Here is a 12,391-nt window from a genome sequence, read left to right as displayed (position 1 = left end):
GTTTTCACTGTTCTTAGGAGACGGCTCCATGTCCCGCGCCCATCGCTCTTCGGGTTACGTTTTTCCGCTGCCTGGCAGTGCGCTAGTCAGCGCTTGGCGTGAAGGGTATACGCTGGCCAAATTAAAGCGTGATGTGATGGCGGGGCTAACGATTGGCGTGGTGGCAGTACCGCTTTCCATGGCACTGGCAATCGCCACCGGTGTGCCGCCCCAACATGGGCTTTACACTGCCATCGTTGCGGGGGCAGTGATCGCCTTAACCGGCGGTTCGCGGTTTAATATCTCCGGCCCCACCGCCGCCTTTGTGGTCATCCTATTCCCCATCGTGGCCAACCATGGCCTGGGCGGGCTGCTGATTGCCACGCTGATGGCGGGCGCTATCTTGGTCGCACTGGGGCTTTCTCGGTTGGGCAGCCTGATTCAGTACGTGCCCTACCCAGTGATTCTTGGCTTTACGGCGGGTATCGGCGTGGTGATTGCGCTATTACAGCTGCCGGACTTTCTCGGTTTATCCGGGGTCGAGCTTGGCGATAGCACCCTGCAGAACCTAATGCTGATTGGCCAGGCGCTACCCACACTTTCACCAGCAGAGATCAGTATTGGGCTTATAACCCTAGCGACGCTGTTAATCTGGCCCCGCTTGAATACGCCCGTACCTGCCCCGCTGGTAGGTTTAGCGGTGGGCACGGTGGCGGCTGCGCTGTTGCTGATGAGTGGTGTGGAAGTCGATACCATCGCTTCACGGTTTAGCTGGGAGTTCGAGGGTGAGAGCGGCAGTGGCATTCCGCCCTTTGCGCCTAGTTTTACCGCGCCGTGGCATTTACCCGGCGCGGATGGCACCCCACTTGAGATCAACTTTGCACTGATTCAGGCGCTGCTTGGCCCGGCACTGGCGATTGCGCTTTTAGCGGCCATTGAGTCGCTGCTATGCGCCGTGGTAGCAGATGGCCTAACCCGCACCCGTCATGACCCTAACGCGGAGCTGATTGGTCAGGGGCTGGGCAATATGGTGGTGCCCTTCTTTGGCGGCATTACCGCCACGGCAGCCCTAGCCCGCACGGCGACCAATATCAAAAGCGGTGCTTGTTCACCTGTCGCCGCGGTGGTGCATTCGCTGGTGGTGTTACTTGCCGTGGTCGCGCTGGCGGGTGTACTGGGGTATGTGCCCATGGCCGCCTTAGCTGCCCTGCTGTTTATCATTGCCTGGAACATGAGCGAAGCACGCCACTTTGTACATACGCTGAAAAGCGCGCCCGTCAGCGATGTATCAGTGCTAGTGATCTGCTTTGCCCTCACGGTGATTTTCGACATGGTGATCGCGGTGGCCGTCGGTATTGGCCTTGCGGCGGCACTATTTATCCGCCGTATGGCACAGCTAACCCATACCCAGCGTTTAGCCACACCCGATTCCGACCAACACTTTCCCGCCGAAGTAGCACTCTACAAAATCAGTGGCCCGCTATTTTTTGGTGCGGCAGAAAAGGCGATTGCCACGCTGCGGGTGATTGATCACGGCGTTCGAGTTGTCGTTTTGGATATGCGCGATGTGCCCAGCCTGGACACCACCGCCATGGTGGCGCTGGACAGCCTGCGTCGGGAACTGGGCGAGCAAGACGTAGGCGTTATATTTGTTGGGCTGCCACCGCGTATGGCGCTGAAAATTAAACGCGCGGGCATTAAGCGCGAAGCGGGTAAGTTAGCGGTCGTCAGCCACCTTGCCCACGCTGAGCGCATGTCGCGACGTTGGTTGGGCCGGAGATATAGCAGCGAGGTAACCGCGGGAACTTAATAGCGGCGGTGCAATGAAAACGTCGGCATTAAAAAGGGGAGTTGCCTCCCCTGGTTGCTGATATAGCCAGCTATCAGCTCGCCATATCAAGCACGATACGGCCTTCGATCTTGCCGTCGATCATGCGCTGGAAAACGTCGTTGATATTGTCCAGCGTGTCGGTCGCAACCGTTGCTTTAACCTTGCCTTCGGCGGCGAAGTCCAGCGCTTCCTGCAAATCGCTGCGCGTACCGACGATAGAGCCACGAATGGTAATGCCGTTGAGCACCGTGCTGAAGATCGGCAGCGGAAAGTCGCCGGGCGGTAGGCCGTTGAGCACCAGCGTGCCGCCGCGACGTAGCATATTCTGCGCTTGATCGAACGCCTTCGGCGATACTGCGGTAACCAGTGCCCCATGAGCACCGCCAATGGTCTTCTTCAGGTAGGCAGCTGGGTCGGTTTTCATGGCGTTAACCGTCACCGTAGCGCCTAAGCGCTCGGCCAAGGCTAGCTTGCTGTCATCGATATCGACAGCCGCCACATTCAGCCCCATCGCTTTAGCGTACTGCACCGCCATATGACCCAGGCCACCAATACCCGAAATCACCACCCACTGACCGGGGCGGGTATCGGTCATCTTCAAGCCTTTATAGACTGTGACACCCGCACACAGCACCGGGGCTATTTCGATAAAATCGATGGCATCCGGCAAGCGCCCGACATAGTCCGCATCCGCTAAGGTATAGTCGGCAAACCCACCGTTAACGCTGTAGCCGGTATTTTGCTGGGACTCGCAAAGCGTCTCCCAACCACCTAAACAGTGTTCACAGTAGCCGCAGGCCGAGTAGAGCCAGGGTACGCCGATGCGATCACCCTCTTTGACATGGGTGACACCGGCACCCACCGCCACGATATGCCCAACGCCCTCATGGCCGGGAATAAACGGCGGCGAGGGTTTCACCGGCCAATCCCCATGGGCGGCATGTAAATCGGTATGGCAAACCCCAGAGGCCGCCACTTTCATCAACACTTCGCCCTGCTTGGGGCGGGGCACGTCGACTTCTTCTATGACCAACGGCTGGCCAAACTCACGAACCACCGCGGCGCGCATTGTGCTATCCATGATCCAACTCCTAATAGTTGTCAATACGGCCATTTAACAACGGCTCTTATCGGTAGAGTCAGCGTCAGGGGGACTGACAAAAACGCCCGGTGAATGTACCGGGCGGTATGGCTAGCAGAACGCTTAGAAGAAGCCCAGTGGGTTGATGTCGTAGCTGACCAGCAGGTTTTTGGTTTGCTGGTAATGTTCAAGGGCCACTTTATGGGTCTCGCGGCCAACACCGGATTTCTTATAGCCACCGAAGGCTGCATGGGCGGGATACTGGTGGTAGCAGTTCGTCCAGACTCGTCCGGCTTGGATGCCGCGGCCCATGCGGAAGGCAACGTTGATATCGCGGCTCCACACACCTGCGCCCAAACCAAACTCGGTGTCGTTGGCAATCGCCAGCGCTTCCTCTTCGTCTTTGAAGGTGGTTACTGCCACTACCGGGCCAAAGATCTCCTCCTGGAAAACGCGCATCTGGTTGGTACCCTTCAACAGCGTGGGCTGAATGTAGTAACCGCTGTTAAGGCTGTCGTCCATGGTCTCTTTGTTGCCGCCGGTGAGGAACTCCGCCCCTTCGTCGCGAGCGATATCCATGTACGACATGATCTTGTCGAACTGCTCTTGGGAAGCCTGGGCACCCACCTGTACATCGGTATCCAGCGGATTACCGCGCTTGATGGTTTTCGTGCGCTCGATCACCTTGGCCATGAACTCTTCGTACATGCTCTCTTGAATCAACGCGCGAGAGGGGCAGGTACATACCTCGCCTTGGTTAAAGAACGCTAACACCAAGCCTTCTACCGCTTTATCAATAAACGTCGGTTCTGCGTTCATAATATCGGCAAAGTAAATATTGGGGGATTTGCCGCCTAGCTCTACGGTGGAAGGAATAATATTTTCCGCCGCGCATTTAAGAATATGCGAGCCAACCGGCGTAGAGCCGGTAAAGGCAATTTTGGCGATGCGCTTGCTGCTTGCCAGCGCCTGACCTGCTTCAGCACCAAAGCCATTGACGATATTGAGTACGCCAGGCGGTAAAAGATCACCAATTAATTCGGCCACTTTCAAAATTGACGCGGGCGTTTGCTCAGCCGGCTTTAAGACCACGCAGTTACCCGCCGCCAGTGCAGGCGCCAGCTTCCAAACCGCCATTAGAATTGGGAAGTTCCAGGGAATAATCTGGCCCACTACGCCCAGTGGCTCGTGGAAGTGATAAGACACCGTGTTGGCATCGATATCCGCCGCTGTGCCTTCCTGCGAGCGTAAGCAGCCCGCAAAGTAGCGGAAGTGATCAACCGCCAGCGGAAGATCTGCGTTGAGGGTTTCGCGTACTGCTTTGCCGTTATCCCAGGTTTCCGCAACGGCAAGCATTTCCAGGTTTTGCTCAATGCGGTCGGCGATTTTCAGCAGAATATTGCTGCGCTCTTGAACGGAGGTTTTTCCCCAGGCAGGTGCCGCTTTGTGGGCAGCATCCAAGGCTTTATCGATATCTTCTGCCGTGGAGCGGGGAATTTCGCAGAAAACGTGACCGTTGACGGGGCTAATATTATCGAAGTATTGGCCTTTCACCGGGGCGACAAATTCGCCACCGATATAGTTGCCATAGCGTTTTTCAAATGACACCACAGAACCGGCTTCACCAGGGTTGGCGTAGATCATTGTCATGCTCCTGAGTATTATGATTATTAAAGGTGCTTTTTTAAGGTGCATTGACAGTGTTGTTCACTAAAGCAAATGGCGATATAGCCCGATGGCAGGATTAGCCCTCATCCCTTGGTAGGAGACGCCATGTATTCCCTGTTGGTGGCGGATGACCATCCGCTGTTCCGAGACGCGCTGCAAGCCGTGATTAGCGGGGGCTTGGCAGGTAGCCAGCTACTCGAAGCAGATAGTCTCGCTGACGCCATAGCGCTGATTGAAGCGCACACCGAGTTAGACTTGCTGCTGCTGGATTTAAGCCTGCCGGATGCCGAGGGGCTGGAGGGACTAACGCAGCTGCGCGAGAAATTTCCCTGGCTGCCGGTGGCGATTGTGTCCGCGCATCAAGAGCGCCAGCTGGTGCTCGATGCGATCACCTTGGGCGCGGTGGGCTATATTCCCAAATCCACTCCACGGGAGACACTGCTGGCCGCACTAACGCAGATTCTTGAGGGTCAGCTTTATTTACCGCCCGATGTTATGCGCCGCCCAGCGCCGCGCGCCGCTTTGGCACAACCCGTCGCCCAAATTTCGACGTCCAGCGAGCGCTTAGCGCGCTTAACGGATAAGCAGTTAGAGGTATTGGCGTGCATGACAACCGGCATGTCGAACAAGCATATTGCCCGGGAGCTGTTGATTGCCGAAACCACCGTTAAGACCCATGTCTCGGCGATTTTACGTAAGCTGAATGCCACTAGCCGGGTTCACGCGATCGTTATCGCAGGCGAGGAGGATCTAAGCTTTCACCGGGCCAACCGTGATCGTTAGGCTGCGCTATTAGTCTTTATTTAGGTTTTATTGAGCAGTGTGCCAAGCAGCATGCGCAGCCGCAGGGGCTTTAAGGGTTTGAGCAAGCAGTGCATGCCTGCTTCACGGGTGGCACGCTTAATTTCCGCCTCGTGATTGGCGGTAATCACCACCGCTGCCAGGCCTGGGTAACGCCGCTGCAAGCGTGCGGCCAGCTCAATACCGGTTTCGCGATGCTCGCCCAAATGGTAGTCCACCAGTAATACTGCCGGGCGCTCACCGTCGCTGGCAGCCTCCAATGCACTTACCGTGGCAGCCGCCCTCACCCTGCACCCCCAACTGCCCAGCAGCGCCTGCATGCCTTCAATAATGGCCAGGTCGTCATCAATTACCCAAATGACACAGCCGCTCAACGCATCCTCGCCAGTAGCAGGCAGCATCGCGCTAGGCGTGTTGCTCACTGAGGGAATCGACGCCGTTGCATAGGGCACGGTAATCGAAAATAGCGCGCCCACGCCGGGGCGTGAGGTCAGCGATATCGGCTGCTCCAGCATGATGCTGATACGATCGACGATAGCCAGTCCCAGACCCAAGCCGCGGCTGTGGGCGCTGTTAGGCTGGTTAGCGCGTCGGAACTCAAGAAAAATGGCGTCGCGCTGCTGTTCGGGAATGCCGGGGCCGGTATCGCCCACCATAATCTCCAGGCCATCCCGCCTGCGCCGACAGCCCAGCAGCACCCGGCCCTGCTCGGTGTAACGTACTGCGTTGCTTAAGAAGTTGCGTATCACCCGCGCCAGCAGCGCCAAATCTGACTCAACCACCGCGCTGGAAGGCACATAATGAAGCGCCAGGCCCCGCACCCCCGCCACTTGGCGATACTCTTCGGCTAGCGCATCAAGCAGCGTGCTCACCGCGAAAGGCGCTTTATCGGCGTGAAGCACCCCAGCGTCCAGGCGCGAAATATCCACTAGCGTGCCGATAAGCCCTTCAACATCTTTTAGCGAGCGCCCAATATGGCCCACTAAGGCTTGCGAAGCGTCCGGCAGGGAGTGCGTCTCTAAGGCGCTGGCGAACAGCCGGGCAGCGTTTAATGGCTGTAGCAGGTCGTGGCTGACCGCCGCCAGGAATTTTGTTTTGGATAAATTAGCGGCTTCGGCTTCGGCTTTCGCGGCCAGTAGGCGCGTATTGACTTGGCTCAGTTCGTCCAAGGTCCGGTGCAGCGCGTCGGTGCGCTCACGCACCTGCTCGGCAAGTAACACAGAGCGCTCAAACGCCGCATAGGGGGCCGGATCAGCACCGCCCCCGGTTTCCACCCGTTCCATCAGCGCTTGGCACACTTTACGCAGTCGGCGGTTCTCTTCCTGCAGCGCTGCAACGTCCGTCTCATTCGTACCCTCTGCAGCGACTGCGCGTTCAGCCGCGTCAGTGGTTGTCGTTAGCTGGAAGAGATCCAAACGCCACCCCCGTAAACGTTTGATTCACATGCATGCCGTGATGCTGTTCGCCATAGGTATTGAAGCCCACGACACCTGCTTGGCGCAGCAGTTGCGATGCCTGATCCAGTTGCTGCAGCGCCTCAAGCTCCATGCGGCGCAAAAAACAGTCGCAGCCAATAATCATGTTCGGTGCTCCCAGCCTGGCGTTCACCCCGGCGAGCATCACTTTGAGATCATCCAACAGCGGTGTTGGTTGCATGGCCGTGAGCACAATGCCTTTTTCCACTGCGCAGTAAAAATTCAAGCTACTGTCACTATTAACGCGCTGAATGGAGCGCACATAGTGCTGCCCGCCGATGCGTACGGCGAGTGGGTGGCGGGCAAAAACGGCGGGGCTAAGCTGCGCAGGCGCCATACCTACCAGCTCAGCATAAACCTGGGCGGCGGGTAACCCATTGAGTTCAATAACCCGCCGCTGCTCACGATCAGCCTCGGTTACCACCAGCTTGTGGGTCAATGGGATTAAGTGGTGGGTTGAGAAAACTTCAAAAGGCAGCCGAGTATTGATCATCACCACCACCGCTGCACGGGTATGAAAGCGCCCAGCAGTATACACATGGGTATGGCTAAGGTGGTTGTCGTCGCCCGCCGAGCCGCCAAAACTGGGGATACGCCCTAGCGCGGCGTCCAAGGTAGCGAGCACCTGTTCTTCACGACTGGATAAGCCATCCAGCAGGGTCAGCGCAAAGCTATGCTCGTTAATCGGCGCAATAGCCTGTTGGCGGCACTGCTCCAACAGCGTATCCACCAGCGGTTGAGCGTTGGCCAGTTCAAAATGCTCAAGGTCATCAATCAGCGCCGTTTCAATGGCAAACAGGCGGCGATCAAATCCTATGGCCACGATGGAGCCGCGATCATACCCGGCAGGCGTTATTTCTCCAGCAGTAGTACAGCCACTTAGCGGCGTGGTGGGGAAGCAGCTTTCCAGTGCGTCGGCCAGGGCCGCTAAATCATACTCTGCGCTACAGAAAAACAGCACGAAACCCAAGTATTCGTGGCGTAAAGCGTCGGCTAGCTCCGGCGCGGCCTGGTCAGCATTGGTCTGCTGGCTGGTCGCAGTGAGAATACCCTGCTCAGCCTGATACGTGGTCACGGCTCCACCTCTCCAGTGCAGCATGCGTATGCGCCGCTGCGAGCCTTAATGTGCTGAATACTTCATCAAGCTGCGTGGCTGTGGCCCGCTGCGTTTTGGCTAATAGCTCAAGCTGCTTTGCCCGTTCGGCAAGCTGGTCGGCCCCCATACTCAGTGACTCGCCGCGCAACTGGTGAGCAAGTCGCACGACCTGCTGTTGCTGTTCTGGTGTTAAGGGGGCTGCAGCCAAGCACGCCGCCAATTGAGCGGAGTAATCGCTTACCTGCTGGTGGTAAAGCATGATTAGCTGGATCATGCTCGCTTCCCCCAGCGTCGTTTTCAGCATGCATAGGGTGTCGCTATTAAGCAACGAGTGCTCCCCGGATAGCGTCGGAGACGCCGCTAGCGCCCTTAAAGATGCATCCGGGGTCGCAAAAAGCTGTAATGCCAGTATGTTACTTAATGCAGAAAGCGACAGCGGCTTGGTGATGTAATCATTCATACCCGCGGCCAGGCAGCGTTGTCGGTCATCTTCGGCGCCACCGGCCGTCATGGCGACGATCGGCACATTGGCTAACCAGCCGCCCTGTTCGCGCAAACGCTTAGTGACCGTCAGGCCATCCATATCGGGCAATTGAATATCCATAAATATCAGATGCACCTGCTGCGACTGGGCCATGGCCAGGGCATCATGACCACTCTCAGCCCAGACAATATCACAACCCAAGCGCGCCAATAGGCCCATCGCGACTTTGCGGTTAACAGCGTTATCCTCTACCAGCAATAGCGTCGTGCCAGTAAAGTCCCGCTTGGGTGCTGGGGGCAGTGATGTTGTTACGGGGTCAGCGATGATCAAGGGCAACTCGCACCAGAAAGTGCTACCTTGGCCTGGCGCACTTTTTACCCCTAAGCGCCCTTGCATGGCTTCGCTTAGCCGTTTGCAAATGGCTAGCCCTAGCCCCGTGCCCCCAAACCGACGAGCCACCGACGCATCCGCCTGCTGAAAGGGCTCAAACAAGCGTTGCTGTTGCTGTTCGCTTAGACCACAGCCGGTATCACTGATCTCGAAAAGTAGCTGCTCCACCGTTGAGGAGACTCGCACACTGACTTCACCGTGATCGGTGAATTTGATCGCATTAGCAATAAGATTAAGTAAAATTTGCCTCAATCGACCGGCATCGACTAGCACCCAAGCTGGCACCAGCGTATCCACGTTAACCGTCAGCGCCAGCCCTTTCATTTTTGCTCGTGGCGCAAATAGCACCACTACGCTATCAACTAGCGGTTTGAGTTCCGTGGGCGATGTTTCAAGGGTTAAGTGACCGGCTTCGATTTTTGAGAAATCAAGAATCTCATTGATCATCGCCAGCAGTTGATTGGCGCTATCGTGGATCGTATGGGCGTAATCTTCTACTTGGGCAGGGCTCGCTGATTCGCGTAACAACTCACTCATGCCGATAACGCCGTTGAGCGGCGTGCGAATTTCATGACTGACCATGGCTAAAAAGTCAGACTTGGCTTGATTCGCCGCCTGGGCCTGTTTGGCGGTGACTTCCAGCTGGCGGCCTAGCTGCTCCTGACTCCGCCTAATCGCCGCGCTTTCACGCATTTCACGTACCAAAAAGGCAATCACCAGGAAGGCCGCTAAGCTCATGCCAATAATCAGGCTCATGAGTAGCTTGTAAAGCAGGCTAAGCTGAGCACGCTCTTCCGTCGCCGATTCAGCTAAATAGCCGTTAATCGCAATAACCAACCGTTCAGTTAGCCGCGTTAACGCCTGTAACTCATCCTCCAACGCCGCTACAGGCAACTGATTAAGCTCGAGCGCATTGTAGGGAGTAAACATAATATCCAGCACATCGAGCTGCTGGTGGATTTGGCTCAGCAGTTCACGGGCAGTATCAATCTGCTGCATAAGATTGCTGACTTCACCATCGTTAAGCAGCGTTATGCGGCTATAGAGCAACTCAAAGCGAAGATTTAGCTCTTCATGTTCCCTAGGCGATAACGGCTCCCGAGCCACTGCCAATAAATGGTTCAGTAGCTGTACCGCATCGCGGTCCAACTTATAGACAACCCAAGCGGTGTCTTCCCGCAAGCTTTGAGTGAGATTTTCCTGCCGCCACGCAGCCAAGGTGGCAACGACCAGTGCCGCAGCAAACAGCAACACCGCAATAATGGCAACGAGCTTAAACCGACGGGGATAACGCAGTAGGCTCAAGGCCTGCGCATTAGAAGCACTAGAGAACATTAATACGCATAACCTGCCATACCGCTCTAAAGCGTATTTTTTCGCTTAATAGCGTTTCATCTTGATCGAAGGGGTAAAGCACCCATAGAGGACCGTATTCCCGAATGGGGATCGCCTCACCATCCTTTGTCATGGCTAAAATGACATCGTGATCTTTAAAATCACTGACCGGGATTTCGGCTTCATAGCCGTTCAGCGCGGAGACGTGAACGGCATCACACTCTGGGTTTAACAATGCCACTAAATCACGCATTAAAGGGCCACTATAGCGACTACTGCCCTCTGTCCATGGCGTGGTGGTCTCAAACTCATGCTGTGGTAATTCCGCTAACATGGCACGATCAAATTGAGCCTCACTACCAACGTTCGTGTGTTCAATATTACCGCTGACGCTTAATATTACGGGCCCGTCAGGCACGTTTAAGTGGTCGGCTGATTCAGCAAGCCCCGCCAGGGGAGTGCTGAACATCAGCACGACCCACCCCATTAACAACGCTTTCACAGTGCACACCTCAGGCAAGATCACCCTCTGGTTTTACCAGCCAGGGGCAATAGAAGAAGATAGCGTAAAGACTACGCTATCTTCTTGAAAAGGTCAGGGTAAATACTGTTTTTCGGCGCTACATTTAGCAACCAGAGCGTTATTAACTGTTTACTGTTGGGTTACGATTTAATTTTCTCAAACGGTTCAATGCGCACTAAATCCTCATAGGCGTGCCAGCTGGCGTGGCCTAATACGGGCAAGATCAACGCCAACCCAATGTAGAACGTCATCACACCCACCAACACACACAGGGTAAGAATTATTGCCCACAACAGCATCACGCGAAAATTACGCGCGACACAACGAACGCTGGCCTCAATACCCTCCATAAAGGTTAAGTCTTGATCCATCAGCGTAGGGATCGCTACAACGCTGATAGCGAAAGCACCAAAGGCAAGAATGCCGCCAGCTACCGTGCCAACAGCCAACATACCCAAACCTTCTGAGGTGGTCAGTAACGCGGTATAGAGCGAAGCGGGACTGGGCACTTCAAAACCAAAAAATAGCGCAAATAGCAGCGTGGCCAAACGAATCCAGGCGAGGAAGAAGATCATCATCATAACGCCCATCATCGCCAACTGCCCTGCATGGGGCTTCCAACTGCCAAATGCATCACCGAGGTTAGGCACTTGACCTCGCTCCAATGCCCGGCTGATACCATAAGAACCAACCGCTACCAACGGGCCAATAAACATAAACCCTGCAATCATGGGCAGCAGCCAGTACCAATATCCCATTGTGAAAGCACCGAGGGTAATCGCAATACTAAGGCCCACCCAAAACATGCCATAAGAGAGGCTCACTACCGTCGCATGGCGAAAATCCTCGACGCCTGCAGCCAACCACGCCCTGGGGCGATCCAAACCGACCTTATTGATACTGATTTTAACGCTGGGCTGATCCGCATGGTGATTTGTTTTTGTTGTAGCCGCATTCATGGCATCACTCCTGTTGTTCCTGATATAGATCCTGGATTCAGGATTTACCTCAAACACATCAACGCTGGTTACCCGCTGACGGTATTAATGCCAATTTAATGGCTAAACATTATCTTTTAATACCTTATTAATGTAGCTGAACAGGGCTCTCAATGAGTGGCACTTTGAGATACACGTACAAAAAATCCACGAAATGCCCACAAAGCACCAATTAAATTGCTGCGTTAGTAAAAACAGATATAGTCAAAAAGCGTTATCGACTGCCATAAAAAACTCCGAGCTAGCTGCCCGGAGTTCTTGGTTTTTCCTATGCGGTTCGCTCTGCACAATCGCGGCTTCTAGCGCACAATCATTACCGACATTTTGGCATGGTGCACCACGTGCTCTGCATTGGGGCCGAGCACGTAATCGACAAATTTTCGCTTGGTATGGGAGGCCATAACGATCAGGTCGACATCCAACTTTTTGCCTGACTTAATAATCGCCTCCCAGGGTGAACCATCCACAATGACACTTTGTACCTGAATGTCGTCAGGCACATTCGCCTTGATGAAGGCGTGAAGCGCCGCGGTGATCGCCGCATGCGCTTTTTCAGTGAAGTCCTTGGGGAAATAGGAGCCCACCATGGGCATGCGATAGTCAGGTAGCACCGTCACCACATGCAGCGAGGCACCGAACGTCCGACATAACGTCAGGGCGGTAGGCAGCGCCTTCGACCAAGAAGACTCCTCGTTCAGATCCACCGGCAACATGATCTTGCTATACATAG

10 protein-coding genes are annotated in these 12,391 nt (G+C 55.3%); 2 read left to right on the top strand and 8 right to left on the bottom strand.

The features are described 5' to 3' along the window. Positions 1–28: 28 nt before the first annotated feature. Positions 29–1,789, top strand: coding sequence for a C4-dicarboxylic acid transporter DauA (dauA, locus tag A6R74_RS09445; RefSeq protein ID WP_064234260.1), 1,761 nt, complete (start codon positions 29–31; stop codon positions 1,787–1,789). Between the two features lie 73 nt (positions 1,790–1,862). On the opposite strand, the gene adhP is transcribed toward dauA, so the two are convergent. Then, positions 1,863–2,891: an alcohol dehydrogenase AdhP gene (adhP, locus tag A6R74_RS09440; RefSeq protein WP_064234259.1), complete on the bottom strand. Its 1,029-nt coding sequence runs from the start codon at positions 2,889–2,891 to the stop codon at positions 1,863–1,865. Positions 2,892–3,014: 123 nt separating this feature from the next. After that, positions 3,015–4,535, bottom strand: coding sequence for an acetaldehyde dehydrogenase ExaC (exaC, locus tag A6R74_RS09435; RefSeq protein WP_064234258.1), 1,521 nt, complete (start codon positions 4,533–4,535; stop codon positions 3,015–3,017). Positions 4,536–4,664: 129 nt separating this feature from the next. Here exaC and A6R74_RS09430 point away from each other — a divergent pair, with 129 nt between their 5' ends. After that, on the top strand, positions 4,665–5,342 hold the full coding sequence (locus tag A6R74_RS09430; RefSeq protein ID WP_064234257.1) for a response regulator: 678 nt from the start codon (positions 4,665–4,667) through the stop codon (positions 5,340–5,342). A gap of 20 nt (positions 5,343–5,362) precedes the next feature. Here the strand turns inward: A6R74_RS09430 and A6R74_RS09425 are convergent, their stop codons facing one another. The 6 genes from A6R74_RS09425 to A6R74_RS09400 form a co-directional block, all read right to left on the bottom strand. Then, the gene (locus A6R74_RS09425; RefSeq protein WP_064234256.1) at positions 5,363–6,775 is read right to left on the bottom strand and encodes a hybrid sensor histidine kinase/response regulator; all 1,413 of its coding nucleotides are present in this window, start codon (positions 6,773–6,775) and stop codon (positions 5,363–5,365) included. Further along, the gene (gene nosP / locus A6R74_RS09420; protein WP_205634168.1) at positions 6,744–7,910 is read right to left on the bottom strand and encodes a nitric oxide-sensing protein NosP; all 1,167 of its coding nucleotides are present in this window, start codon (positions 7,908–7,910) and stop codon (positions 6,744–6,746) included. The genes A6R74_RS09425 and nosP overlap by 32 nt, the downstream gene beginning before the upstream one ends. Further along, positions 7,891–10,140, bottom strand: coding sequence for a hybrid sensor histidine kinase/response regulator (locus A6R74_RS09415; protein ID WP_064234254.1), 2,250 nt, complete (start codon positions 10,138–10,140; stop codon positions 7,891–7,893). Before A6R74_RS09415 ends, nosP begins: the two co-directional genes overlap by 20 nt. After that, positions 10,130–10,627, bottom strand: coding sequence for a molybdopterin-dependent oxidoreductase (locus tag A6R74_RS09410; RefSeq protein ID WP_064234253.1), 498 nt, complete (start codon positions 10,625–10,627; stop codon positions 10,130–10,132). The genes A6R74_RS09415 and A6R74_RS09410 overlap by 11 nt, the downstream gene beginning before the upstream one ends. A 176-nt stretch (positions 10,628–10,803) precedes the next feature. Further along, positions 10,804–11,622, bottom strand: a complete 819-nt coding sequence (locus tag A6R74_RS09405) for a DUF2189 domain-containing protein (RefSeq protein WP_064234252.1) — start codon at positions 11,620–11,622, stop codon at positions 10,804–10,806. Positions 11,623–11,960: 338 nt separating this feature from the next. After that, positions 11,961–12,389, bottom strand: a complete 429-nt coding sequence (locus tag A6R74_RS09400; protein ID WP_064234251.1) for a universal stress protein — start codon at positions 12,387–12,389, stop codon at positions 11,961–11,963. Between the last annotated feature and the right edge of the window lie 2 nt (positions 12,390–12,391).

The sequence above is a fragment of the Halomonas sp. ALS9 genome (assembly GCF_001651035.1).
Taxonomy (GTDB): Bacteria; Pseudomonadota; Gammaproteobacteria; order Pseudomonadales; family Halomonadaceae; genus Vreelandella.
The sequence above is the reverse complement of the archived record's forward strand: the minus strand, read 5'-3'. Positions and strand labels throughout refer to the sequence as shown.

What these genes read in the sequence shown, in the direction of transcription:
- dauA (WP_064234260.1), top strand. Translation starts at nt 29, where the DNA reads ATGTCCCGCGCCCATCGCTCTTCGGGTTACGTTTTTCCGCTGCCTGGC.
- A6R74_RS09405 (WP_064234252.1), bottom strand. Translation starts at nt 11,622, where the DNA reads ATGAATGCGGCTACAACAAAAACAAATCACCATGCGGATCAGCCCAGC.
- A6R74_RS09400 (WP_064234251.1), bottom strand. Translation starts at nt 12,389, where the DNA reads ATGTATAGCAAGATCATGTTGCCGGTGGATCTGAACGAGGAGTCTTCT.
- adhP (WP_064234259.1), bottom strand. Translation starts at nt 2,891, where the DNA reads ATGGATAGCACAATGCGCGCCGCGGTGGTTCGTGAGTTTGGCCAGCCG.
- A6R74_RS09415 (WP_064234254.1), bottom strand. Translation starts at nt 10,140, where the DNA reads ATGTTCTCTAGTGCTTCTAATGCGCAGGCCTTGAGCCTACTGCGTTAT.
- exaC (WP_064234258.1), bottom strand. Translation starts at nt 4,535, where the DNA reads ATGATCTACGCCAACCCTGGTGAAGCCGGTTCTGTGGTGTCATTTGAA.
- A6R74_RS09410 (WP_064234253.1), bottom strand. Translation starts at nt 10,627, where the DNA reads ATGGGGTGGGTCGTGCTGATGTTCAGCACTCCCCTGGCGGGGCTTGCT.
- A6R74_RS09430 (WP_064234257.1), top strand. Translation starts at nt 4,665, where the DNA reads ATGTATTCCCTGTTGGTGGCGGATGACCATCCGCTGTTCCGAGACGCG.